We start from the raw sequence: 23620 nt of genomic DNA on the forward strand, positions 1-23620 counted from the left end.
CTTCTACGCAGACGTCAAGAAAAAAATGACTGTACTGAACAACTTTTTTAAAGCAAAAAGCTAACCGGACAACACTGGGATTTAGGGGGATTTGCCTCTCCCCACCAGCCCCCCTTTGGGGGAAGATAAGTCTTTGTGACGAATCCATTCTTCCGTGTGATCCACGGACGAATTTTTTTATCCCGTCGCGATCCCGACGGTCATCACCTGCAATATAAGGAGTGAAGATATATGGCGCAAAACAACCAGAGTTACCTGGAGTTTGAGAAGCCGATTGCCGAGCTGGAGAAAAAGATCCAGGAACTCCTCTCGTTCTCGACCGACGGGGTCGACCTGAAAAACGAGGTGAGCAAGCTTGAGAAGAAAGCGGAGCAGATGCGCGCCGAGCTCTTTTCCAACCTGAATCGCTGGCAGACCGCCCAGGTCGCGCGCCACATCAACCGTCCCTTCACCCTCGACTACATTCAGCACATCTTCACCGATTTCGTCGAGCTGCACGGCGACCGAAACTTCGGCGACGACCACGCGATCGTCGGCGGCCTCGCCCGCATGGACGGCGAGCCGGTGATGGTGATCGGCCACCAGAAGGGGCGCGACACCAAGGAGAAGGTATTCCGCAACTTCGGCATGCCCAACCCGGAAGGGTATCGCAAGGCGCTGCGCCTCATGGAGATGGCCGAGCGCTTCAAGCTCCCGATCATCACCTTCGTCGACACTCCGGGCGCGTTCCCGGGAATCGGCGCCGAGGAGCGGGGCCAGGCCGAGGCGATCGCCCGCAACTTGCGCGAGATGGCGCGGCTGACCGTGCCCATCATCGTGGTCATCACCGGTGAAGGCGGCTCCGGCGGGGCGCTCGCCATCGCCGTCGGCGACCGCGTCCTGATGCTCGAGCACTCCGTCTACGCCGTCATCTCTCCGGAAGGGTGCGCCGCGATCCTCTGGTCCGACGGGACCAAGGGAGCCCAGGCCGCCGAGGCGCTGAAGTTGACCGCAACCGACATCAAGGAGCTCGAAGTCATCGACGAGATCGTGCCCGAGCCGGTCGGCGGCGCCCACCGGGACCACAAGGCGATGGCCGACAACCTGCACGAGGCCCTGGCGAGGAACCTGAAAGAGCTGAAGAAGCTCAGCGAGCCGGACCTCATCGAGGCCCGCTACCAGAAATTCCGGAAGATGTCGCGGTTCATCGAGTAGTCGTGGTTTCCATAACAGGAAAAAAAGAAGGCCATGGAGCAGCCAACTCCATGGCCTTCTTCCTTAGTATCTTCTCGTTCCCAACGGTCCACTTTGAGAACAGCTCCGCCTCCGAAGCTCCAGTTTCGTCAAATCCTGCGGAGGTGTCGAGAATTAGTACACTGCCGCCCCTTGAATCACTTTACCCGATGCCGGCGACTCATGAGCAACCCGACCAGGCCCGCCCCGACCAGAAGAAAGCTCCCCGGCTCCGGAACCGGCACGACCGGTATGGCGCCGGTTCCGTTGGGGGAGGTTCCCTGCTTGGTAAAGGTGAAGTCGTCCATGACGAACTGATGCCGGGGGAGGTTTCCGCTGTCGAAGCTGAGGGTGTCGATGCCCAGAAACTCAAGATCGAAGTGGGCGGGACTTTCGGTGGTCAGGGTGATGGTCCGGTCGTACAGAATTTGTCCCGCCTTCAGACCTTTGATGTCTAAGGTCAGCCCATCGATTCTCGCCGCGGTAAAAGATGCTCCCATGAAGTCAAAAAGGCCGCCTGCCATGGACGCCGACATGCCAAACCCGTTGTACACAGCATTGGTCCCGCTGACCACGCCACGTTCGTAACCGGTATCTGCATAGGATTTGGAGTCCTTGGTGAAGACATAGAGGTTGTCCCAGTTGAATCCACCATATCCCACCGCTAATGGTGCGTAGCTTGAGGCGGGCGGTGGGGCGTCCGGATTCAGGTAAATATCGTCGAAGTTCAACGTGGTGGCGTTTGCTGTTCCGATAGATGTCATCAGTAGAATTATTGCCAGAAGCTTCTTCATATAAACCTCATCATTTGGAGTATAAACTTTGAGCTTTTGTGGCAAATACAGTGCCACTTGGTAAGTTCGCGGTTTTTAAGTTGTTGACATCATTGTAACAATCCAGTTTGTAATGTTTCTCGACAGGCGGTATAAGCCTGACGGCTGGTCGGCGAGGCCGCAATATGTTGATTCGGTCTTTTCCAGTCCTCTTGCCATCGTCCAGAGGCTGGAAAAGGTCGAGGTCGACCAGGTGGCACCGTCTCCTGGTTGGAGCTTGAACAGAAGAATGATGGATGCACCAAAGGAGGGAAATGCCTGTCGGTTTTCCTTACAGGTCGACCATCGTGGCAAAGTAGTGGTAGGTCACGTTGAAAAAAGCCGCGAGGATCCCGTGACCTCCGGAACCGTTCCGCCTATCGGGGAAGCCGTTCAACGTAACGTACCATGTTGTACCCAAACTACTCATGGAGATACTGGCAGCCTGTCCCGCGCGAGGAAGCGTGCATGAACAAGAAAATCATCGTAAACGACATGATGCAGCAGGGCTACGTGTACTCCCTGAGCGAGCCGGCGGGCCAGAACTTCGATCCGGAGTTCAAGCCGGAGCTGACGCCGAAAGAGATGCTGAAGCTCGGGATCTTTGGCGGGAAGTACCTGACCGACTGCCGGGACGAATTTCCTGAGGACTGGTTCACCGAGGCGAAGCTCTGTCACGAGCGTCACGTCCCGGAGCTGAATTTTTTCGGGGTGAACGCATCGAAGCCGCTTTCTTATTGGATAGCGAAGGGCTGGATCTACCACGAGGACCCGCGCGGTTGGTTCCAATGGTACTGCCGCTATTACCTGGGAAGACGGTGCGCCGACGACCAGCGCCAGATCAAGAGATGGAAGGCGATGCGCCGTCACATCGCGCAGCTGAAAAAGAATTGCCCTAAAGGCGACCTCTCCTGCCGCCGGAAACAAAGACAGGCCCTGCTCCACTGGGCCTACGACAGCAGGAAGATATAGATCGTACCGCTGAGAGCGCCTTTTTCTGTGGGAGCGCATTTCCTGGCGCGATTCGCCGCAGGCGGTGACCGCGGTTGCGGTTATTGGCGCCGGGAAAGGCGCTCCCACAGGGGATGCAGCCTACCTTGCCTTAAGAGACCCGATCGCGACAGGAATGTCGCTCCTACTGTGTTAGCCCTCCTCATTCGCGTGTTCTTGCCCCTGTGAAACGGCGCCGGCCCGAGGCTCAGGCAGTCATTTGTTGCGGCTTGACTGATCGCTGTGTTATGACTGAGTGTTGCCGGCAGATCCTGCTGGCGTCACCAAGCCAATCAACCTTTAACAAAAAACGCCGAACGTCCTACGACGGACGGTTTCTAGGAGTCTCTCGTGCAGGAACGTTTGCAGAAAATACTCTCCCAGGCGGGGATCTCGTCGCGCCGCGAAGCGGAAGGGATCATCTTGGACGGCCGGGTGGCGGTCAACGGTATGGTGGTGACCGAACTGGGCACCAAGGCTGACCCCGATAACGACATGATCACCGTCGACGGCAAGGCGGTCACCATCGCCGAGCACCGGGTCTACATCCTTCTTTACAAGCCGGTCGGCTACATGACGACGCTGAAGGACCCGGAGGGGCGCCCCATCGTGACCGACCTGCTCAAGAACAAGGTCCGGGAGCGAATCTATCCGGTGGGACGGCTGGACTACAACACGGAAGGGCTGCTGCTGCTCACCAACGACGGCGATTTTGCCAACGCCATGATGCATCCGAGCCATGAGGTCGACAAGGGATACCTGGTGCGGGTGAGCGGCAAGGTATCCGACCAGCAGATACAACAGCTTACCGACGGGGTCGAGCTCGACGACGGCAAGACCGCCCCGGCGAAGGTCTTCCCGGTGAAGGAGAGCGAGAACAATTCGTGGATCTCCATCACCATCCACGAGGGACGCTACCGCCAGGTGCGTCGGATGTGCGAGGCGGTGGGGCTGAGCGTGGTCCGGCTCAAGCGCTCCCGCTACGATTTCCTGGAGATCGGGGAGCTGAAGCCGGGTGAGTTTCGCTACCTCTCCCCCGCCGAGGTGTTGCGGCTCAAACGGCAGACGCCGCCTCCGGCCCCGGTTCAGAAGAGACCGTTCGCGGACCGCGAAGGTGCAAAGGCAAAGCCCTCCCGCCCCTCCGTTGCCAAAGGGGGAACTCGACCGGATTCACGGGGGGAACGCACCTCCAAAGCCAAGACTTTCGGTAAGGGAGAGGCTCCGGTCCGGCAGGGCGGCCACCCTCGCCAGGCCGAGAGATTCGAGCCGAGTGAGCCGAGCGAGCAACGTGCCGCCGAGGCGCCGCGGAGTGGGAAGCGGTACCTGGTGGGAGAGCGGGACAAGGCCCCGGCGAGCGGTCGTCAGGAGCGCCGGACGGAAGGAAAGGCTCCGTTTGCTGCCGGGCCTGCGGCTCGCCCCCAGCGCCCCGCCACGGGTCATGACCAAGGACCTGGCAGCGGACCGCGTGGCACCGGCGCCCCCGGTTCCGGTTACGGACAAAAAAAGAAGCCGCCCCGCTCGAAGTAGGACGGCTTCATCACCCGTTGTCGCCGCTGAGCACTACATGTGTACGGTGCGTGCCCCCTTGACCCGTTTCTCCCCGCCGCCGCGGGCGAGCAGTTTCTCCGCCCGTACTGCCCGTGCTTTGGCAAGATTGTCGGCGAGACCTTTCTCCTGGGCCATCCGGCGGCGCGCCTCGGAGAAGTTCTTGGCGGTGAGGGCCTGGTTGCTGGGGATCCCGAATTGTTTCCGGTACGCCCCCGGCTTCATGCCGTGCACCTGGGCCAGGTGGCGGGCAAGGGTTTTCATGCCGCTTTTGCCGCAGATCATGCACATGACCTGGTCCGGCTGGAAAGCCTTCTTGAGAGGGATGGCCGGCCGGCTTCCGCCTTCTGTCACCTCGACACCCTCACCCAATTCCCCTTCCAGTTTCTGTAATGCCAAGTGTACTTTCTGCAGTTCCTGGAGCAGATCCTCGCCGGACATCGCCGAGACCGATGCATGCGAGGAGACAATGTTGGCGGTGAGCTCAATAAGAGATGCCATGGTCACTCCTCCTTTTAGGCGTTGGTTGTTAAGCGAATTCTAATTTGTAGTATTTAACGTGAAGTGTCCACAAAAGCAAGCGATAAATGTGCGACTAGCTCGAAAAAAATTATGAGGGAAGCGGGCGCTTTTGAGTGACAAACCAATGAACGGCTAAGACAGGGAGCCGGATTTGTGACGGCAGGTAGGGTGATACAGCCGCATCCGGTGAGCATCCCGGCGGTCGCGGTAGCAGTCAGAGGCATGGAGATTGTGTGGTGCAGAGCTGCAGGAGGAGCGGCACTCCTGCCGCGATCAACGCCGCAGCTCGCCCGTTGGAAAGAATTGCTGGGGCGCCGATACTTAGTCGTTGCCTTTCTGCTTCGAGGTAGATACATCTTCCCCGACCGTCAGCTCCGTCTCCAGTTTTTTTCACCGGATTAAAAAAGAAGCTTGACTTGGCGTTCCGGCTTCTGCTATAAGGTGGATCTACCCTTGATGGGGTGTCGCCAAGCGGTAAGGCTACGGACTCTGACTCCGTCATCCCGAGGTTCGAATCCTCGCACCCCAGCCATTTACCTCTTAGTCATGGCAGGATGAGCCGCTCACCCATCCAGTCATGCAACCAGTTTCGGTCCCATCGTCTAGTGGTTAGGACACCGGCCTTTCACGTCGGTAACAGGGGTTCAAGTCCCCTTGGGATCACCAAACGGCAGTGCCTCGCATGAGGTGCTGCCTTTTTTTATTTCCGCAGTTTCCCGGCCTCTAATTTCGGTTGCCGAAATCCACTCATTAGCATTATCATGTGGGGCTTCCGCCTTCGCTAAAGCTACGGCGGACGAGTCCACACCTTCATCGAAAATACGGCGGACGAGTCTACGCCTTCAACGAAAGCTACGGCGGGATTCGAAGTCCCCCTTAAACAAAGGGGAGATTTGTCTTTGAGTTTCCGGCCGGCTAACACCTCAAAAGCAAATCCCCCCCAGCCCCCCGTTGTTATAGGGGGGAGTTGGCGATCTTAAAGGAGTCGGCGTTGGTGCGTTCCGCAGCAGTTACTCTTCTCATTCTCAGTTGGTTCTGTTGTTCCGCTGCCTTTGCAGCCGAAACCATCTTCAACAGCACCACCGCCTGGTCCACCGAATTCTCCCGCCTGGGCGGGGAAGCAAAGACGATGGCGGCCTCCCCGGTGCAGACCTACCCGGTGGAAAGCCTCCTGGTCCTCGGGGCCGCCGGACTCACGTTTGCCTTTGACCGGGATATCCGTTCCGACCTCGTCTCGACCCGCGGGCACACCCTGGACCGGGCCACCGACGTCGGGAGCTTCGTCGGAAACCCGTACCTTCACCTCGGGGTAACCGCGGTCGCCTACGGGGCCGGTGCGCTTACCGATTCGCCGCGGGTCCTTGATCTTTCCACCAAGGTGGGGGAGGCGCTGGTCCTTACCGACGGCTCCGCCTTCATCCTGAAGGAGGCCGTGGGGCGCGGGCGCCCCGGCACCGGGAGCACCAACGACCGGTTCCGCCCCTTTTCCTTCAAGACCGACTATGATTCGCTGCCGTCCTTGCACACGGCGAGCTCCTTCGCCATCGCCCACGTCCTGTCCCGGGAAACCGACAATCTTCCCGCGCAAATCGGGTACTATACTGCGGCCACCTTCGTCGGATTTTCCCGGCTGTACCAGGACAAGCACTGGGCGAGCGACGTGATCCTCGGGGCGGCCCTGGGCGAGCTGGCCGGCTGCGCGGTGACGAGCTTCCACGGCAAGAAGGTCGCCGTAGCGCCGACCGTCTCCGGCGGGGCGCCCGGGGTGGCGGTGATCGGGCAATTCTAGGGCAGGGTGAGCGCACTATGCTGTGGGAGCACCATCGCAGGCGGGATTGAACCTGCCGTTACTAAGACCTTACCGGCAAATCCCCCCTGGCCCCCCTTTGTCAAAGGGGGGATGAGCGGGGCTATCGTGATACAGAAGGAGCCTACATGCTAACCGCAGTCATCTTCGATTTCGACGGCATCATCGTGGACACCGAACCCCTCCATTACAAAGCGTTCCAGGAAATCCTGGTCCCGCTCGGGCTGGGGTATTCCTGGGAAGAGTACCTGGAGACCTACATGGGCTTCGATGACCGCGATGCGTTCAAGGAGGCCTTCCGGGCCGGCGGCCAGTCGCTCTCTCCCGAGCGGTTGCAGGAGGTGATGGCGGCCAAGGCCGGGGCGTTTTTGAACATCGTGTCGAGCGGGGTGGAGCCGTATCCCGGTGTGGTGGAGCTGATCCGCAGCATCTCGGGCAACCTTCCGCTCGCCCTTTGCAGCGGCGCACTTTTGAGCGACATCGAGCCGATCCTGAAGCAGTTCGGCCTTACCGATGCCTTCGACACGCTGGTGACCGCGGACCAGGTGAGCGTGAGCAAGCCCGATCCGGAAAGCTACCGCGTGGCGCTCTCCCGGCTGCAGTCGATCTACCCCGGGCGCGTCGTCCCCGCCCAGTCCCTTGCCATCGAGGACACCCCGGCCGGCATCGCCTCCGCCACCGGCGCGGGAATGCAGGTCCTGGCCGTCACCAACAGTTATCCCGCGGAACGGCTGACAGGCGCCCTCCGCGTGGTGGAATCCCTCGTCGGCCTCGACCTGGAGGGGCTTCGCCTGCTGGTTTGCTGAAGTTTCCCACCCCCACTCCCATCGACGCGATCCTTCCGGAACTCCTGGAGGCGCTGAAGGCTCACCCCTCGGCGGTGCTCCAGGCGCCTCCCGGCGCGGGTAAAACGACCCGCGTCCCGCTCGCTCTCCTTGATCTCCCGTGCCTTTCCGGCCAGCGTATCGTCATGCTGGAGCCGCGCCGGCTCGCCGCCGTCAATGCCGCCCGGTTCATGGCCAGGATGCTGGGGGAGGAGGTCGGCGGCACCGTCGGCTACAGCATCCGTTTCGAACGGAAGGTCTCCCGCGCCACCCGGATCGAGGTGGTGACCGAGGGGATCCTGGCGCGTCGCCTGCAGAGCGATCCGCTCCTGGAGGGGGTGGGCGCAGTCATCTTCGACGAGTTCCACGAACGGAACCTGGCGAGCGACCTTTCCCTGGCCTTGGTCCGCGACGTCCAGGGCGGGCTGCGCGACGACCTGCGCATCCTGGTGATGTCGGCAACCCTCGATGCCGAGCCGGTAGCCCGGCTTCTGGGCGACGCACCGATGCTGACCAGCGAGGGACGGCGTTTCCCGGTCGAAATCCGTTACCAGAAGCACGAGCCGGCCGGGCGGCTCCCGGAGCTCGCCACCCGCGCGGTGAAAACCGCCCTTGCCGAATCCTCCGGCGATATCCTGGTGTTTCTCCCCGGCGCCGGGGAGATCCGCCGCTGCGAGCGCCAGCTCAAGGACGACCTCGGCGATTCCCTCATCATCGCGCCCCTTTACGGCGACCTCCCTTTTGCCGCCCAGGAACTGGCCATCATGCCGGGCCCCAAACGCAAGGTGGTCCTGGCGACCAACATCGCCGAGACGAGCCTCACCATCGAAGGGGTGCGGGTGGTGGTGGACACCGGCTACTCGCGCCAGCTCCGCTACGACCCGGGGACCGGTTTGAACCGGCTCGAGGTGATGCGCATTTCGGCCGCCTCGGCGGAGCAGCGTGCCGGACGCGCCGGACGGGTCGCTCCCGGCACCTGCTACCGGCTCTGGACCGAGCACACCCAGCGTACCCTGCTCCCCTATACTCCGCCCGAGATCCTGGTTTCCGATTTGGCGCCGCTCGCGCTCGATCTCGCCCTTTGGGGGGTGAACGATCCCGCCTCCTTGAGCTGGCTCGATGCGCCGCCGCCGGCGCACCTTGCCGAGGCGAAGGCGCTCCTCACCCAGCTGGGGGCGCTGGAGCCGCGCGGCGCACTCACCCCGCTCGGCAAGCGGATGGCCGCCCTGCCGATGCACCCGCGCCTGGCGGCGCTTCTCGTTGCCGGCGAGGCGATCGAGGAGGGGAGTCTCGCCTGCACCCTGGCGGCGCTTCTTTCCGAGCGCGACCTGGTCCCTGCCGGCGGCGGAGCGTTAAGTGACAGCGATCTCGTGGACCGCATGGAAGCGCTGGCCCGGAAGGCGGAGGGGAGCAAGGCGGTGGAACGGGCCGCGACCTATTTCCGGCGCGCCCTGGGGATGACCGGGGGCAGCCCGGCGACGGCCGATCCCGCCGTGGTCGGCGAGCTTTTGCTGAAGGGATATCCGGATCGCATCGCCAAGCAGCGTGCCCCCGGCTCGGACCGGTATCTTCTGGCCAACGGGTTCGGCGGCAAGCTCTCCGGGCGTACCGCGCTGCGCGACCAGCCCTTCCTGGTGGCGATCGAGGTTGCCGGCGGTGGAACCGAGGCGGAGATCCACCTGGCGAGCGCGGTTTCCCTCGACGCGATCCGGCGCTCTTTTGCGCGGAGCATTACCCGCGGCCGGCGCGTCTTTTGGGATGAACGCGAGGCGAGGGTGGTGACGCGGGAGGAGGAGCGGCTCGGCGCGCTGGTCCTGTCCGAGCGCCAGGCCAATCCGAGCCCCGAAGAGGCGGCGCTTGCCCTGACCGAAGGGATCCTTGCCGGGCCGGGGATCGCCGGGCTCCCCTGGAGCGAAACGGCGCGGCAGTACCGCAACCGGGTACGTTTCGTGGCGGAGGCCCTTCCCGAAGAGGAGTTGCCCGACCTGTCGGACCAGGCGCTGGCGGAGCGGATCGGGGAGTGGCTGGCGCCGCACCTTTCCGGGGTGAGAAGCCTGGCCCAGCTTTCCCGGGTGGACCTGCTCGGGGCGTTGAAGGGGATGCTGACCTGGAAGGAGCAGAAGCTCGTGGACGATGCGGCGCCGACCCATATCGCGGTGCCGAGCGGGTCCCGGATCGCGGTGGAGTATCCGGAGCACGGTGCACCGTTTTTGGCGGTGAAGTTGCAAGAGATGTTCGGTCTCGCCGAGACGCCGCGCCTGGCGCGGGGGAGGGTGCCGGTGGTGATCCACCTGCTGTCGCCGGCCCGGCGGCCGATCCAGGTGACCGCCGATCTGAAAAGTTTCTGGAACAGCGGGTACCTCGAGGTGAAGAAGGAGCTCAAGGGGAGGTATCCGAAGCATCCCTGGCCCGACGATCCCTGGGCGGCGCAGGCGACGCGGCAGCTCAAGAAACGTAGGTAGCGGCCGGCCGGCAGTGTATCGGATTTACCCGCGAGCGGCGCCCCCTCGGTGGTGCCGCCGTCTGGACCGGCCGGCCGGCTGGCGTGGAGTCTGGCACACATATTGCTGAATTTCAGGGATTTATCCTAATGAGCTGGTAACCTATTGAAGCGTCGTTTCACCCAATAAGCATTGTGCTTATTTTTTACGCAACGCTGATTAAAAAGGAGGCTGTATCGTGGAGATGTTCGGGCAAAACGTGTTCAACCAGGCGGTCATGAGAGAGAGACTGCCTAAAGCTGTGTTCAAAAACCTGAAAAAAACCATCGACGAAGGTCTGCCGCTGGATCCGACCATCGCCGATGTTGTCGCGACCGCAATGAAAGAGTGGGCCATTGAAAAAGGCGCCACCCATTTCACCCACTGGTTCCAGCCGATGACCGGTATCACGGCGGAGAAACACGACTCCTTCATCTCGCCGTCCGAAGGCGGCGCACTGATGGAATTCTCCGGCAAAGAGCTCATCAAGGGCGAGCCGGATGCTTCCTCCTTCCCGAGCGGCGGCCTGAGGGCGACCTTCGAAGCCCGGGGCTACACCGCCTGGGACTGCACTTCCCCGGCCTTCGTCCGCGAAGAGGGTGAGGTCATCACGCTCTGCATCCCGACCGCATTCTGCTCGTACACCGGCGAAGCGCTCGACAAGAAGACCCCGCTGCTCCGTTCCATGGAGGCGCTGTCCAAGCAGGCACTGCGCGTGCTCAAGCTGTTCGGCAACACCACCGCTACCCGCGTTACCTCGACGGTCGGCGCCGAGCAGGAGTACTTCCTGGTCGACAAGGGGTTCTACCTGGAAAGACCCGACCTGATGATGGCCGGCAGAACCCTTTTCGGCGCCATGTCCTCCAAAGGGCAGGAGCTGGAAGACCACTACTTCGGCAGCATCAAGGAAAGAGTGCTGGCGTACATGAAGGAAGTGAACGAAGAGCTGTGGAAGCTCGGCGTCACCGCCAAGACCCAGCACAACGAAGTGGCCCCGGGACAGTTCGAGATCGCCCCGATCTTCGAGAACACCAACATCGCCACCGACCACAACCAGATGATCATGGACGTCCTCAAGCGGATCGCCCTCCGGCACGACCTGGTTTGCCTGCTGCACGAAAAACCGTTCGCCGGCGTGAACGGTTCCGGCAAGCACAACAACTGGTCCATGAGCTCCAACGACGGCCAGAACCTGCTCGAGCCGGGGAACACCCCGCATGAGAACGCCCAGTTCCTGACCTTCCTCATGGCAACCATCAAGGCCGTGGATACCCATGCCGGGCTGCTGCGCTGCTCCTGCGCCAACGCCGGTAACGACCACCGTCTGGGCGCCAACGAAGCGCCGCCGGCGATCATCTCGATCTTCCTGGGTGAGCAGCTTGCCGACATCCTCGACCAGATCGTGGCCGGCGCGACGAAATCCTCTTCCAAGAACGCCGACATGAAGATCGGGGTCAAGACCCTTCCGGCGCTGCCCAAGGACGCCACCGACCGCAACCGGACCTCTCCGTTCGCCTTCACCGGCAACAAGTTCGAGTTCCGTATGCTCGGTTCTTCCTTCTCGATTTCCGGCCCGAACATCATCATCAACACCATCATCGCCGACGCGCTGAAGGAGTTCGCCGACAAGCTCGAGAAATCGAAGAACTTCGACGCCGACCTGGAGAAACTGCTTCAGGAAACCGCCAAGAAGCACAAGCGCGTGGTGTTCAACGGCAACAACTACGCCGACGAGTGGGTCAAGGAAGCCAAGAAGCGCGGCCTCTTGAACATCCCCAGCACCCCGGAGGCCCTCAAGGAGCTGGTGAAGAAAGAAGCCGTCGAGCTGTTCGTGGCTCACGGCGTGTTCAACGATAAAGAGCTGCACGCACGTTATGAGATCATGCTCGAGCAGTACGTCAAAACCTTGAACATCGAGGCGCTGACCATGATCGACATGGCCAAGCAGAGCATCATCCCGGCTGCCGCGGATTATGCAACGACGCTGGCTGCCTCCATCACCGCCGTCACCGCGGTCTCCGGCAAGCTGAATGTCTCGGCCCAGAAAGAGACCCTGGAAGAGCTCTGCGACAAGCTGGGCGCCATGAACAACAACGTCAAGGCGCTTGAGAAAGCCCTCGAAAAGGCTCTCGACATCTCCGACGTCGTAAAGCAGGCTGCCGCATTCCGCGAGAAAGTGTTCTCCGCCATGCTGGAGCTGCGTGCCAATGGCGATGCGCTGGAGAAGATCGTGGCTGCCAACATCTGGCCGCTGCCGACTTACCGGGAAATGCTGTTCATCCTGTAATCCCGGCTTTTACCCGTTGCACAAAAAAAGGAGCCCTCCCGATGGGGGGCTCCTTTTTTTATTGCCATTTCCGCCGGGACAGATCAGTCGGACCGGACGGATCTAACCCGGCGGGCGGCCTAGTGGATGTTGGTGAAGACCAGCGAACCGTCCTTGTGGATGTAGCTTCTGATGCTGCCGGTCATCGCCACTTCGGGGACGCCGCTGCCGTTTTTCAAGTAGGCCTCGGTCATGTTGGCGCCGTTTTTCCAGAGCTCGAAATGGAGATGGGGGCCGGTCGACCGCCCGGTCGATCCGGAGAGGGCAACCACCTCTCCCGCCGCGACCTTTTCCCCGACGTGGACGTTCAACTCCGAGTTGTGCCCGTACAGCGACTGGGTTCCGTCACCGTGGTCGATGACGACGAGGTTACCGTAACCGCCGCGCGCCCCGCTGAATACCACCTTCCCGCCGGCAATCGCCTTCACCGGAGTCCCGGACGGGACCGCGATGTCGACCCCGCTGTGGTGGCGGATGCCGCCGTCGATCGGGTCGTGGCGCCAGCCGTAACCGGAGGTGATGTTCCCCTTTACCGGCAGGACCGGGTCCCCCTCGACCGCCGCGCTCTCCGCCGGTTCCGGTTTGGGCTTCGCCTTTTTCCCCTCGCGCATGATCTTCACCGCGCGCGGCTGGGTCGGGGTGTTGGTAAAGGTCTCCACGCCGTCCTCGGAGAGGTAGCGGTAGAAATCAGCCCGGGCCGGTACCGGTTGCATCAGCAAAGCTGTCGCCAGGGCGGCCGCCGGGGCGGCTATGTAAATACTTTTCATCATGAGGTCTCGCGGAGGCCGGTGCTTATTAACGGCGGCCCGTTTCTGACAGTGGAGGCAACTATAGACGGTTGCGCCTGGGAAGGCAAGGTAACCGATCACCACGCGGGCGCGGTGGCGGAAAATGCCGGGCCACCGATTTCCCCTGTAGGAGCGACATTCCTGTCGCGATCGGTATCGATGACAAACAAGGTTGGCCGGAAACGTGTAGGCCTAGGCTTGTGGGCGATCAACCGCCTCCGTCGTTGCCGCCTGCGGCGGTCCGCACCAGGAACGGCGCTCCCACACCAGTGCTGTTTTCCGTGCTGCCAGATCGGCAGCCGTTAGCTACCCGCTGAGGGGGTGCTCGTTTTTGTGCTCATCTTTTTTGCAAATGCCTTCCATTTAGGCAGATACTGTCCGGGTTTGCATCTTTTTTGGGCTTATCGGCTGCTGAGTAACAGGACTTGAGGGTTAGCTTTTTCTACTAACCTCCCAGCTCCACTGGATTTATTTTTGCGACTACCTGTCTGGCGAATGATTTGCATGTAGATGGTCTGCAACTGTGAAGCTCTGGTAATTAGCTTGCTTTTTGGGGGCAAGGTCACTATAATTCGGCGGCGCTGCCAATGCCCTATCTGGAGGTTTGAGCCTTGAAAAAAGTTGAAGCAATCATAAAACCTTTCAAACTCGACGAAGTCAAAGAAGCCCTCAACGAGATCGGAATCCAGGGCATCACCATCGGCGAAGTAAAGGGATTCGGTCGGCAGAAAGGCCACACCGAACTCTACCGTGGTGCCGAGTATGTTGTCGATTTCATCCCCAAGATCAAGATGGAAATCATCGTGTCGGACGAAGTTGTCTCCAAGGTTGTCGACGCCATCGAGCAGGCGGCAAAGACCGGCCGTATCGGCGACGGGAAAATCTTTGTGACCCCCGTGGAAGAAGTAGTTCGGATCAGAACCGGCGAGCGCGGCGAAGACGCGCTTTAGTCGCTGATCTTACTCATCTAGTCAAAGGAGAATCGTAGATGACACCTAAACAAGTAGTGGAGTTTGCCAAAGAAAATGGCGTGCTGATGGTCGATTTCAAGTTCATGGACTTTGTCGGCATCTGGCAGCACTTCACCGTACCCATCAGCGAGTTCGGTGAGGATACCTTCGAGGAAGGCCAGGGCTTCGACGGCTCCTCCATCCGTGGCTGGCAGCCGATTCACGCTTCCGACATGATCATCATTCCGGACCCGGCTACCGCGAAGCTCGATCCGTTCACCGCGATTCCGACGCTCTCCCTCATCTGCAACATCTTTGATCCGATCACCAAGGAAGACTACAGCCGCGACCCGCGTAACATCGCCCGCAAGGCTGAGGCCTACCTGAAATCGACCGGCATTGCCGACACCGCCTACTTCGGACCGGAAGCCGAATTCTTCATCTTCGACGACGTCCGTTACGACTCCTCCGCCAACCAGTCTTTCTACGCTGTCGACTCCGTCGAAGGCGCCTGGAACACCGGCCGCGAAGAGTTCCCGAACCTGGGCTACAAGCCGCGCCACAAAGAAGGCTACTTCCCGGTTGCCCCGACCGACTCCCAGAACGATCTCCGTAACGAGATGGTTCTCGAGCTCCAGAAAGTCGGCATCCGCGTCGAGTGCCAGCACCACGAAGTCGCCACCGGCGGCCAGGCCGAAATCGACATGCGTTTCTCCTCGCTGGTCGACATGGCTGACCAGCTCCAGTGGTTCAAATACGTCATCAAAAACGTTGCCAACCGCAACGGCAAGACGGCTACCTTCATGCCGAAGCCGCTTTACGGCGACAACGGTTCCGGTATGCACTGCCACCAGTCCCTGTGGAAAGACAACACCAACCTCTTCGCCGGCGACAAATACGGCGGGCTTTCCCAGATGGCTCTCTACTACATCGGCGGCATCATCAAGCACGCCCGTGCCCTGTGCGCCTTCACCAACCCGACCACCAACTCCTACAAGCGCCTGGTGCCGGGCTTCGAAGCTCCGGTGAACATGGCTTACTCCAGCCGTAACCGTTCCGCTTCGCTGCGTATCCCGATGTTCTCCTCCAACCCGAAAGCCAAGCGCATCGAGTACCGTACTCCGGACCCGTCCTGCAACGGCTACCTCGCCTTCGCCGCCATGCTGATGGCCGGCCTGGACGGCGTAGAGAACAAGATCGATCCGGGCCAGCCGCTGGACAAGGACATCTACGGTCTTTCTCCGGAAGAGCTCGCCACCATTCCGTCCGCTCCGGGCACCCTGGAAGAAGCGCTCAACGCCCTCAAAGAGGACCACGACTTCCTCCTCAAAGGCGATGTCTTCACCCCGGACGTCATCGAGAAGTGGATCGAGTACAAAACCGAAGCCGAAGTCAACCCGGTCCGTATGCGTCCGGTACCGCTCGAATTCGCCCTGTACTTCGACATCTAATCGTCGAGGCGGCGATAGCAGCAGGAAAAGGCGGGGGGGAAATCCTCCGCCTTTTCTTTTGTCCGGCTGAAGGGAGGTCCCCCTTAACGGAACAGGGGGGCGCCATGGCTGTGGGCGCGCCATTTCTGGCGCGCATGGCCACCGCTGATCGCGCCGGGAATGGCGCGCCCAACGGGTTGGCGCTTCCCCGGTCCATGCCCCGATGCCCTCGGTTTTCCTTCTTGAAGCACCGCCGACAATCGTGCTAACGTCTGTGTTTGGTGCCGGCCCTTGGTGGAGACCGGCCGGTTTCCGGGGAGGGGGCGCGATGCAGCCAATAGAAAGACAGGAAAAACTCGTCCAGTGGTTCGCCAAGGCGTCTCTCGCCCACGCGCAGGCGATCGAAGAGATGGCGGAGTTCGAGGCGGCGGCCCAGGTCACGGATCTGAACCGGTACTTTGCCGCCCTCAAGAAGGAAGGGGGGATCGATCGCTTGCTTGCCCTGCTCGACCACCCGGATCCGGCGGTTTCCGGCATGGTAGCGGTCTATTGCATGCGTCTGGAACCGAAGCGTTGCAGCGCCCAGCTCAAAAAGCTGTCCACGTTGCCGGGGATGATCGGCTTTCGCGCCGAGGCCGCGCTCAAACGCTGGGAAGCGGGGGAGTGGTCGCTGTAGCTCACCAACATCCCCCCTTTATCAAAGGGGGACTTAAACCCCTGTCTCGCGAAAGAACATCGGCGGTTTTGGCCGCCTATTTATAACCGGAGGGAATCATGTCTGAATTCAACAACGTAACCGTAGTAAGAGAAGCCAACGTCTACTTCGACGGCAAATGCACCAGCCGCACCGTGATCTTTCCGGATGGCACCAAAAAAACTCTGGGGATCCTGCTGCCGGGCGACTATAAATTCAACACCGGCGCTCCCGAAATCATGGAGATCCTTGCCGGCGAGATGACCGTTCGCATCGCGGACGCCACCGAGTGGGTTCCGGTCAAGGGGGGGGAGTCCTTCCAGATTCCCGGCAACTCCAGCTTCGAGATGAAAGTCACCGTTCTTGCCGACTACGTCTGCTCGTTCGGGTAATAGGTTCCATCCCCGTAGGAGCGACATTCCCGTCGCGATCCTCCGCCCTTCGCCAACGCTTCGGCGGCAGCTCCGGCAAAAAATCGCGACCAGAATGTCGCTCCTACCGTATCTGGCTCCGGTTGATTCAGGAAGAAAATGAAATCGCAGGAAAGATCACCTTCTACATCCCGCAATACTCCGGTCGTCGGGCGTTTTGCCCCTTCGCCGACCGGGCCTTTGCATGTGGGGTCGCTGGTCGCGGCGCTGGGGAGCTACCTCCTCGCGAAACATTCCGGCGGGAAGTGGCTCATCCGCATGGAGGACCTGGACCTGCCGCGCGTGGTTCCCGGCATTGCGGATGATATGCTGCGGACCTTGGAGTCGCTGGGGTTTCAGTGGGATGGGGAGATCTGGTACCAAAGCCGCCGCAACGAGATCTATCGGGCGGCGGTCGAGGAGCTGTCGCGGAAGGGTTTTGCCTATCCTTGTGGCTGCACCCGGGCCGAAATCGCCCGGATCGCATCGGCCCCCCACGAGGACGGCCTGGTCTACCCCGGGCTCTGTCGGGGCGGGCTTGCCCCCGGGAAGGTGCCGCGCGCGCTGCGCCTGCTGGTCCCCGATGAGATCGTGACGTTTCGGGACCAGATCATGGGGAACTACTCCCAGCATCTCGGCGCGGCGTGCGGGGATTTCGTCATTCAACGTGCCGACGGTCCCTATGCCTACCACTTGGCGGTCGTGATCGACGACGCCCTCTCCGGCGTCAACCAGATCGTGCGGGGCGCCGATCTTTTGAGCTCCACGCCCCGGCAGATTCACCTGCAGGGGCTGCTCGGCCATGCGACGCCGGTCTACGCCCACCTCCCCCTGGTCACCGGAGCGGAGGGTGGGAAACTCAGCAAGCGCGACAACTCGGTCTCCCTCTCCGAGGGGCGCGACCTGTCTCGCGCAGGGGGGCAACTTCTCTGCGCCGCCCTCAACTTCCTGGGCCAGCAGCCGCCCACCGAAATCAGTAACGCCCCGGCTTCCGAAATCCTCGCCTGGGGCGTCCAATACCTCGACGTTTCCGCCATTCCGGCCGATTCCGGCCCCTTCACCCTTTAAAGTACCCTCTCCCGGCAACTATCCCTGGTCCAGGGACTGCGGGGCAATCCGCCGCGGCGCCAGGTTGGCCGGGGGCGGCGCGGCCATCTTCCGCTCCAGCTCCTCCCTGATGTAGGTCCCGTACTGGTCGCTCATCCCCTGATCCAGGAAATATTGCCGCACCAGCGAATCCTGCACCGACTCGCAGCCGGCGAGCAGTGCCGCCGCCAGAAAGATCGCGACCAGTCTCACCCGCGTCTCCTCCGCTCCACTTCGTGCCATTTTGCCTTCTCTGCCTCGGTTTCCGGGTGCCAGGCCGGGACCGGCGTCGGCTTGCCGGTCTCGTCGATGGCGACCATGGTAAAACTGCCGGTTGCCGCAAGGCGCTTGACCCCTACCATGACCTCTTCGGCTTCCACCTCGACCTCGACCTCCATCGAACAGCGCCCGACGTGAACGATGCTGGCGCGGCAGTAAACGACCTCGCCGACGTTGATCGGGGTGTGGAAGCTGATGCGCTGGGCGCAGGCGGTGACGACCCGACTTTTGGAATAGCGCCAGCAGACGACGCCGGCCGATTTGTCCATGATGCTCATGATGACGCCGCCGAAGATGCTCCCGTAGCTGTTGGTGTCCTTGGGCAGGAGGGTTTCGATGAGCATCGCCTGTCTTTCGTTCATGTAATGTCTCCGTCTCGCTATGCTATCGGTGCGTGCGCCGACTGAACCTGCAGGGTACGCCCCAGTATAGCCCAGGCGGCCGTCAGTCAGGAAGCATTTCCCGCACGATAGAACCGGGGGGCTTTGCCGCCGGTGTTTGTCTTGATTGAGCCGCCGTTTCCCGCTATGATCTGCCGCGGCAGCTTCGAGGGGGAATATGACAGCAGCACGTTGTGGTGAGATGAAATTGCGGGAGATCTTACAGGGAGCGCATTGCGATCGAAGACGCTTTCAGCTTGCCTCCGAGATGGCAGAGCGTGTGCCGGGCCTGGTGCCGTGTCCGATCTGCGGGGTGGAGGTGGAGGAGCTGGTGCAGGCGGCTTCGGAGGGCGTGCATTCAGAGATGATCAGTTTGATTCAGTCCGAGTTTCCAGGGTGGAGTGCTGAGGATGGGATGTGTGAGATGTGCTGGGAAAGGTATCAAAGAAGACCCCCATCCTCGCCCTGTCTTGCAAGCTGTGCTTACGCACCCAGCCCCGTTGAAGGGGAGGGGACTTCCAGGGAAGTGCCCCCACAAGAATAAGCGATTTTCTCTGCGGAACTCTGCGTACGCCGCGGTGAGCTTTCTGATTGCTCCAATGTGAAATCAAAAAACTGTTGACTCACGAAAATCGATTTGCTATAAGAAGAGGCTCTGAGCGGGAATAACTCAGTGGTAGAGTGCAACCTTGCCAAGGTTGAAGTCGCGGGTTCGAACCCCGTTTCCCGCTCCAAATAACAATTCCAAAGCCTAGCTTTTTAAGATCGAGCCCGAGCATCCATTGATGCCTCGGGCTTTGTCGTTTCTGCTGGGAGCGTGCGGCCGACCGGCTCCCGGCGATCTTCCTTCCCTGAGGGTACGGGCCGATGGATTGCCTTGCCGTCCTCCCCGATTTTATGGTACAGGCAGTCATCAGCGCATTATGAAGGTCTGGTCCTGTCGACAGGCAATAACCACCACGGTACACGCTAGGACATCATGTCGAAGAACAAAGCAGATGCCAAGTCAGCAATCATAATTGGCGCCGGCCCTGCCGGTTTGACTGCCGCCTATGAGCTGCTGGACCGAACCAGTATCGTCCCGCTGGTCTTTGAAGCGACCAATGACATCGGCGGTATCTCGAAAACGGTCGTCTACAAAGGAAACCGGATCGATATCGGTGGGCACCGTTTTTTCTCGAAGTCGAGCCGGGTCATGGCCTGGTGGCAAAACCTTTTTCCGCTTCAGGGCGCGCCGGCCAGGGACGACCGAATCCTCGGCCGGCAGGTTCCCCTCGCGACGAGCTGCCGACAAAGAGCGATCGGTGCCGTTGCGCCCGAAACCGTTCCCGCCCCGGACCCGGAAACCGATGACGTCGTGATGTTGGTCCGGAGTCGTCTCTCCCGCATTTTCTTTTTGCGCAAATTCTTCAACTACCCCATCAGCCTCACCTGGGACACCATCGCCAACCTCGGGGCGCTTCGCATCCTGAAGATCGGTCTGAGTTATTTGCGGGTGCAATTGGCTCCCCGGCGCACCGAGGCGTCACTGGAGGATTTCTTCGTCAATCGCTTCGGGAGGGAGCTCTACGGTACCTTTTTCCAGGACTACACGGAGAAGGTATGGGGGGTTCCCTGCCGCGAGATCAAGCCGGAATGGGGGGCTCAGCGGATCAAGGGACTGTCCGTAACGAAGACGGTGCTGCATGCGTTGCAGAAACTCCTTCCGTCTCCCGGCGACGCCGGCCCGAAAAAGGTGGAAACGAGCCTCATCGAAGAGTTCCACTATCCAAAACTCGGGCCGGGCCAGATGTGGGAAACGGCGGCGGAACGGATCCGCGCCAACGGCGGCAGCGTGGTGCTCAATCGGCAGGTGGTTGGAATCGAGACGGACCGGACCCGGGTGACCGCCGTGCTGGTCCGGAACGAGGAAACCGGGGAGATATCCCGGCACGGGGCCGATTACTTCTTTTCCACCATGCCGGTGCGGGAGCTGATCACCGCGATGGGCGATTGCAACGAAGAAGAGGTCAAAAAGGTTGCCGCTGGACTGGTCTACCGGGATTTCATCACCGTCGGTCTGCTGCTGAAGAAACTGGCGATCAAAAACGAGACCAAGCTGAAGACCGTCAATGACCTGGTGCCGGACAACTGGATCTACATTCAGGAAAGGGACGTGAAGCTGGGCCGGCTCCAGGTATTCAACAACTGGAGCCCCTACCTGGTTCAGGACCCGGACACCGTCTGGATCGGGTTGGAATACTTCTGCAACGAAGGCGACGAGCTCTGGACCATGTCCGATGAAGATTTCTCCCGGTTTGCCATCGATGAGCTCGCCAGTATCGACATCATCGACCACCGGGACGTTCTGGATTGGACGGTCTTGAGGATGCCTAAAGCCTATCCCGCCTACTTTGGCAGCTATGACGACTTCGATGTGGTCCGGGGCTATGTCGACCGTTTCGAGAACCTTTTCCTGATCGGGCGCAACGGCATGCATCGCTACAATAACGCCGACCACTCCATGCTTACCGCTATGACTGCCGTGGATAACATCATTGCGGGAAAAACGGACAAGGGGAATATCTGGGCGGTCAACGCCGAAGAGGATTATCACGAATCAAAGTAGCGACTTTCGGCCCATGGTCCTACCGTCGTGCCGGCGTTCGGGACCCGGTCCCGGTCAAAGCCTTTCCTGCTCGGCTACCTGGCGTTCCTCATCCTGTTCCTGCCGTAGGTGCCCCCGGAACTCCTTGCGGTAACGCACCGGCGAGATCAGCAGCGTCTTGCTGAAGTACTGGCGCAAGGTCACCTCCGAGCCGAACCCCGCCTCCTGAGCCACCACGTCGATCCGCTTGTCCGTTGTCTCCAAAAGCCGCTGGGCCAGGGCGAGCCGTTGCGCCGTCAGCCACTCGGATAACGTGGTCCCCAGGCGTTGCCGGAAATGCCGGGTGAAGGTCCGCCGGCTCATGGCACAACGCTCCGCCAGCGCATCGATGGTATGCGGCTGGTCCAGGTGCTGCTGTACCCATTCCAGGTGCCGGGAAAACCCGTCCCGGTTTTGCTCCTTGGGGACCGGGGTCTCGATGTACTGCGCCTGTCCCCCTTGCCGATGCGGCGGCACGACCATCCGCCGTGCCACGTGCGCCGCCGCCTCCGCCCCCCGCAGTCTCCGCAGCAGGTGCAGGCAGCAGTCGATTCCCGCCGCGACGCCCGCCGAAGTTATCACGTCCCCGTCATCCACATACAACACGTCCGGCCGCACCGCGACGTCCGGGTAGCGCCGGGCCAATTCCCCGGTCCAGCCCCAGTGCGTCGTCGCCGGGCGGTGTTGCAACAGCCCGGCCGCTGCCAGCACGAATGCCCCCAGGCAGAGCCCGACTACGACAGCGCCGCGCCGGTGCGCCGCGCGGAGTGCCTCCAGAAGCACCTCCGGCGGCTCCTCGTCGGTGTCGCGCCAACTCGGGACGATGACGACGCCGGCCCGCGCCACGTCGTCCAGGGTGTGCCCGGCCACGATTCCGATCCCGGCGTCGCTGCGCAGGAGACCGGCTTCGGCGGCGCAGACGATGACGTCGAAGGGGGGCGTGATCCCGACGCGCCGGACGGTGCCGAAGACCGCGCACGGCACCGAAAGGTGAAAGGCGCTGATGGAATCAAAGGCGATGACGGCGATGGTCTCGTTGGTCATAGTTCCTCCGGAATGACCCAATCATATCACATAATGGCATTCAGGCCACTGTTTTTCCCGCGGCCGCTGGCTCATAATCCACTTACTGATGAACGAGAACCGGAAACATGACTGTTGGAGGTGGGAGATGATCGCGCTCAAGCCGCTGGCCCCGGAAAGCATTCCGTTGATCGCCCAATGGCCGCCGTACCCGGGCGATATGGAGCAGATGGATTACGCCCTGCGCGAGCAGGGGTGGCTGGCCGAGTACGCCGGCCGACCGGAGGCGCATCTGTACGGGGCGCACCTGGAAGGGGAACTGGTCGCCTTTTCGATGCTGATCGAGACGGCGCCCAAGGAGGCGGAGTTCCGCATTGCCCTGCGCGCGGACCGGACCGGAGCGGGATTGGGGGGAGAGGTCACCCGGCTGACCCTGGCGGAGGGATTCCGGGCGCAGGACATGACTCGGATCCACCTGGTGGTACGCACCAGCAACACCCGGGGGATCAACCTCTACCGCCGGCTCGGTTTCGTCGAGCGAGGCACGCTGCTAAAGACGGTGCAGGGGGCGGTGGTGGAATTCATTGCCATGGATCTGGACCGGGGAGCATTGGACGCAAAGTAAGGTGGGGCGGTGACTGAGGCCGCTTGATTACACGGTGGGAGCCCCTTTCCAGGCGCGAACCGACGAAGGCGGTAATCACTTTCGTGCGTATTCCCGCCGGGAACGGCGCTCCCCCAGGAAAGCCCATCGTTAATGGGAAAGGAGACCAAGCCATGAAAAACGAACGTGCTCTTATCGTGATTGACGTACAAAACGACTATGACGGTGGCAACCTGCCGATTGCCCATCCGCCGATAGCAGGCTCGCTGGCCAATATCGGCCGTGCCATGGATGCCGCGAAGAAGCGGGGTGTCCCGGTGGTGGCGGTGCAGAACATCAACGCACCGGACGCGCCGATCTTCGCCGAAGGGACTCCGGGCGCGGAGCTGCACCCGGTGGTTGCCTCGCGCGGCTGGGACCACTACTTCAGGAAAAACATGCCCAGCACCTTTTCCGCGCCGGGGTTTGAGGCGTGGCTGAGAGAGAACGGCATCACCACGATCACCATCGTCGGCTACATGAGCCACAACTGCGACCTGTCGACGGCGATCGAGGCGGTGCACCGCGGCTTCAAGGTGGAGTTCCTCTCGGACGCCACCGGTTCGCTCCCCTATGCCAACCGGGCCGGACGCGCCAGTGGCGAGGAAATCCACCGGGTGGTGTCGGTGGTGCTGCAGTCGCGCTTTGCCGCGGTGATGACCACCGAAGAATGGATCGAGGTGCTGGAGACCGGCCGTGAACCGGAGCGGGACAGTATCTACGCTTCGAGCCGGCGGGGGAGGGGGATTGAGTAATGGGGAAGGGGCAGGAACTTTTTTTGTCCCGCGCCGGG

21 protein-coding genes and 3 tRNA genes are annotated in these 23620 nt (G+C 61.3%); 18 read left to right on the top strand and 6 right to left on the bottom strand.

Features of this window, described 5'->3' with window-relative positions:
* Positions 1 to 231: 231 nt before the first annotated feature.
* Positions 232 to 1194 carry an acetyl-CoA carboxylase carboxyltransferase subunit alpha gene (locus JFN93_RS00005; protein ID WP_199381932.1) on the top strand — a complete coding sequence of 321 codons (963 nt, stop codon included), beginning with the start codon at positions 232 to 234 and terminating at the stop codon, positions 1192 to 1194.
* A 176-nt stretch (positions 1195 to 1370) separates the two neighbouring features.
* On the opposite strand, the gene JFN93_RS00010 is transcribed toward JFN93_RS00005, so the two are convergent.
* Positions 1371 to 2006 carry a PEP-CTERM sorting domain-containing protein gene (locus JFN93_RS00010; RefSeq protein WP_199381933.1) on the bottom strand — a complete coding sequence of 212 codons (636 nt, stop codon included), beginning with the start codon at positions 2004 to 2006 and terminating at the stop codon, positions 1371 to 1373.
* 486 nt (positions 2007 to 2492) lie between these two features.
* Here JFN93_RS00010 and JFN93_RS00015 point away from each other — a divergent pair, with 486 nt between their 5' ends.
* Together JFN93_RS00015 and JFN93_RS26170 are read left to right on the top strand one after the other, a co-directional pair.
* Entirely contained in the window at positions 2493 to 2996 is a 504-nt protein-coding gene (locus JFN93_RS00015; protein ID WP_199381934.1) for a hypothetical protein, read from the top strand.
* Positions 2997 to 3365: 369 nt separating this feature from the next.
* Positions 3366 to 4541: a pseudouridine synthase gene (locus JFN93_RS26170; RefSeq protein ID WP_456237424.1), complete on the top strand. Its 1176-nt coding sequence runs from the start codon at positions 3366 to 3368 to the stop codon at positions 4539 to 4541.
* A gap of 33 nt (positions 4542 to 4574) precedes the next feature.
* On the opposite strand, the gene JFN93_RS00025 is transcribed toward JFN93_RS26170, so the two are convergent.
* Entirely contained in the window at positions 4575 to 5060 is a 486-nt protein-coding gene (locus JFN93_RS00025) for a MucR family transcriptional regulator (protein WP_199381935.1), read from the bottom strand.
* A gap of 478 nt (positions 5061 to 5538) precedes the next feature.
* Here JFN93_RS00025 and JFN93_RS00030 point away from each other — a divergent pair.
* The 6 genes from JFN93_RS00030 to JFN93_RS00055 all read left to right on the top strand — a co-directional run bounded on the left by JFN93_RS00030 (position 5539) and on the right by JFN93_RS00055 (position 12479).
* Positions 5539 to 5613, top strand: a tRNA-Gln gene (locus tag JFN93_RS00030).
* A gap of 59 nt (positions 5614 to 5672) precedes the next feature.
* Positions 5673 to 5747 (top strand) — tRNA-Glu (locus JFN93_RS00035).
* A 328-nt stretch (positions 5748 to 6075) separates the two neighbouring features.
* Entirely contained in the window at positions 6076 to 6870 is a 795-nt protein-coding gene (locus JFN93_RS00040; protein ID WP_328753121.1) for a phosphatase PAP2 family protein, read from the top strand.
* A 146-nt stretch (positions 6871 to 7016) separates the two neighbouring features.
* Positions 7017 to 7694, top strand: a complete 678-nt coding sequence (locus tag JFN93_RS00045) for an HAD family hydrolase (RefSeq protein WP_199381936.1) — start codon at positions 7017 to 7019, stop codon at positions 7692 to 7694.
* The gene (gene hrpB / locus JFN93_RS00050; protein ID WP_236021457.1) at positions 7688 to 10174 is read left to right on the top strand and encodes an ATP-dependent helicase HrpB; all 2487 of its coding nucleotides are present in this window, start codon (positions 7688 to 7690) and stop codon (positions 10172 to 10174) included. Before JFN93_RS00045 ends, hrpB begins: the two co-directional genes overlap by 7 nt.
* Positions 10175 to 10397: 223 nt before the next feature.
* Positions 10398 to 12479 (top strand): glutamine synthetase III family protein, encoded by a 2082-nt coding sequence (locus JFN93_RS00055; protein ID WP_215907645.1) that lies wholly within the window; start codon positions 10398 to 10400, stop codon positions 12477 to 12479.
* Positions 12480 to 12598: 119 nt separating this feature from the next.
* Here JFN93_RS00055 and JFN93_RS00060 read toward each other — a convergent pair whose 3' ends face one another.
* The gene (locus JFN93_RS00060; RefSeq protein ID WP_199381938.1) at positions 12599 to 13288 is read right to left on the bottom strand and encodes a M23 family metallopeptidase; all 690 of its coding nucleotides are present in this window, start codon (positions 13286 to 13288) and stop codon (positions 12599 to 12601) included.
* 629 nt (positions 13289 to 13917) lie between these two features.
* Here JFN93_RS00060 and JFN93_RS00065 point away from each other — a divergent pair.
* From JFN93_RS00065 to gluQRS, 5 genes are all read left to right on the top strand, one after another.
* Positions 13918 to 14256, top strand: a complete 339-nt coding sequence (locus tag JFN93_RS00065) for a P-II family nitrogen regulator (RefSeq protein ID WP_129126904.1) — start codon at positions 13918 to 13920, stop codon at positions 14254 to 14256.
* Positions 14257 to 14294: 38 nt separating this feature from the next.
* Positions 14295 to 15707 (top strand): type I glutamate--ammonia ligase, encoded by a 1413-nt coding sequence (glnA, locus tag JFN93_RS00070; protein WP_199381939.1) that lies wholly within the window; start codon positions 14295 to 14297, stop codon positions 15705 to 15707.
* A 307-nt stretch (positions 15708 to 16014) separates the two neighbouring features.
* Positions 16015 to 16362, top strand: coding sequence for a hypothetical protein (locus tag JFN93_RS00075; protein ID WP_199381940.1), 348 nt, complete (start codon positions 16015 to 16017; stop codon positions 16360 to 16362).
* Between the two features lie 98 nt (positions 16363 to 16460).
* On the top strand, positions 16461 to 16772 hold the full coding sequence (gene ppnP, locus JFN93_RS00080; protein WP_199381941.1) for a pyrimidine/purine nucleoside phosphorylase: 312 nt from the start codon (positions 16461 to 16463) through the stop codon (positions 16770 to 16772).
* Positions 16773 to 16910: 138 nt separating this feature from the next.
* Positions 16911 to 17858: a tRNA glutamyl-Q(34) synthetase GluQRS gene (gene gluQRS, locus JFN93_RS00085; protein ID WP_199381942.1), complete on the top strand. Its 948-nt coding sequence runs from the start codon at positions 16911 to 16913 to the stop codon at positions 17856 to 17858.
* 18 nt (positions 17859 to 17876) lie between these two features.
* On the opposite strand, the gene JFN93_RS00090 is transcribed toward gluQRS, so the two are convergent.
* Together JFN93_RS00090 and JFN93_RS00095 are read right to left on the bottom strand one after the other, a co-directional pair.
* Positions 17877 to 18089: a hypothetical protein gene (locus JFN93_RS00090; RefSeq protein WP_199381943.1), complete on the bottom strand. Its 213-nt coding sequence runs from the start codon at positions 18087 to 18089 to the stop codon at positions 17877 to 17879.
* On the bottom strand, positions 18086 to 18517 hold the full coding sequence (locus JFN93_RS00095) for an acyl-CoA thioesterase (protein ID WP_199381944.1): 432 nt from the start codon (positions 18515 to 18517) through the stop codon (positions 18086 to 18088). Before JFN93_RS00095 ends, JFN93_RS00090 begins: the two co-directional genes overlap by 4 nt.
* A gap of 677 nt (positions 18518 to 19194) precedes the next feature.
* Here JFN93_RS00095 and JFN93_RS00100 point away from each other — a divergent pair.
* Positions 19195 to 19269, top strand: a tRNA-Gly gene (locus JFN93_RS00100).
* A gap of 245 nt (positions 19270 to 19514) precedes the next feature.
* Positions 19515 to 21143, top strand: coding sequence for an NAD(P)/FAD-dependent oxidoreductase (locus JFN93_RS00105; protein WP_199381945.1), 1629 nt, complete (start codon positions 19515 to 19517; stop codon positions 21141 to 21143).
* A 54-nt stretch (positions 21144 to 21197) separates the two neighbouring features.
* Here JFN93_RS00105 and JFN93_RS00110 read toward each other — a convergent pair whose 3' ends face one another.
* The gene (locus JFN93_RS00110; protein WP_199381946.1) at positions 21198 to 22205 is read right to left on the bottom strand and encodes a GlxA family transcriptional regulator; all 1008 of its coding nucleotides are present in this window, start codon (positions 22203 to 22205) and stop codon (positions 21198 to 21200) included.
* Positions 22206 to 22332: 127 nt separating this feature from the next.
* On the opposite strand from JFN93_RS00110, the gene JFN93_RS00115 reads away from it, so the two are divergent.
* Together JFN93_RS00115 and JFN93_RS00120 are read left to right on the top strand one after the other, a co-directional pair.
* Entirely contained in the window at positions 22333 to 22809 is a 477-nt protein-coding gene (locus JFN93_RS00115) for a GNAT family N-acetyltransferase (protein ID WP_199381947.1), read from the top strand.
* A gap of 152 nt (positions 22810 to 22961) precedes the next feature.
* Complete coding sequence (locus tag JFN93_RS00120) at positions 22962 to 23582, top strand: cysteine hydrolase family protein (protein ID WP_199381948.1); 621 nt, start codon at positions 22962 to 22964, stop codon at positions 23580 to 23582.
* The last annotated feature ends 38 nt before the right edge of the window (positions 23583 to 23620 follow it).

It is taken from the genome of Geomesophilobacter sediminis (assembly GCF_016458275.1).
GTDB classification, from domain to species: Bacteria; Desulfobacterota; Desulfuromonadia; order Geobacterales; family Geobacteraceae; genus Geomesophilobacter; species Geomesophilobacter sediminis.

Bases quoted from the DNA above. Each gene is read 5' to 3' on its own strand.
- JFN93_RS00055 (WP_215907645.1), top strand. From the start codon at position 10,398: ATGTTCGGGCAAAACGTGTTCAACCAGGCGGTCATGAGAGAGAGACTG.
- glnA (WP_199381939.1), top strand. From the start codon at position 14,295: ATGACACCTAAACAAGTAGTGGAGTTTGCCAAAGAAAATGGCGTGCTG.
- JFN93_RS00095 (WP_199381944.1), bottom strand. From the start codon at position 18,517: ATGAACGAAAGACAGGCGATGCTCATCGAAACCCTCCTGCCCAAGGAC.
- JFN93_RS00005 (WP_199381932.1), top strand. From the start codon at position 232: ATGGCGCAAAACAACCAGAGTTACCTGGAGTTTGAGAAGCCGATTGCC.
- JFN93_RS00075 (WP_199381940.1), top strand. From the start codon at position 16,015: ATGCAGCCAATAGAAAGACAGGAAAAACTCGTCCAGTGGTTCGCCAAG.
- JFN93_RS00045 (WP_199381936.1), top strand. From the start codon at position 7,017: ATGCTAACCGCAGTCATCTTCGATTTCGACGGCATCATCGTGGACACC.
- JFN93_RS00120 (WP_199381948.1), top strand. From the start codon at position 22,962: ATGAAAAACGAACGTGCTCTTATCGTGATTGACGTACAAAACGACTAT.
- JFN93_RS00110 (WP_199381946.1), bottom strand. From the start codon at position 22,205: ATGACCAACGAGACCATCGCCGTCATCGCCTTTGATTCCATCAGCGCC.
- JFN93_RS00010 (WP_199381933.1), bottom strand. From the start codon at position 2,006: ATGAAGAAGCTTCTGGCAATAATTCTACTGATGACATCTATCGGAACA.
- JFN93_RS00115 (WP_199381947.1), top strand. From the start codon at position 22,333: ATGATCGCGCTCAAGCCGCTGGCCCCGGAAAGCATTCCGTTGATCGCC.
- JFN93_RS00025 (WP_199381935.1), bottom strand. From the start codon at position 5,060: ATGGCATCTCTTATTGAGCTCACCGCCAACATTGTCTCCTCGCATGCA.
- ppnP (WP_199381941.1), top strand. From the start codon at position 16,461: ATGTCTGAATTCAACAACGTAACCGTAGTAAGAGAAGCCAACGTCTAC.
- JFN93_RS00105 (WP_199381945.1), top strand. From the start codon at position 19,515: ATGTCGAAGAACAAAGCAGATGCCAAGTCAGCAATCATAATTGGCGCC.
- gluQRS (WP_199381942.1), top strand. From the start codon at position 16,911: ATGAAATCGCAGGAAAGATCACCTTCTACATCCCGCAATACTCCGGTC.
- JFN93_RS00060 (WP_199381938.1), bottom strand. From the start codon at position 13,288: ATGATGAAAAGTATTTACATAGCCGCCCCGGCGGCCGCCCTGGCGACA.
- JFN93_RS00015 (WP_199381934.1), top strand. From the start codon at position 2,493: ATGAACAAGAAAATCATCGTAAACGACATGATGCAGCAGGGCTACGTG.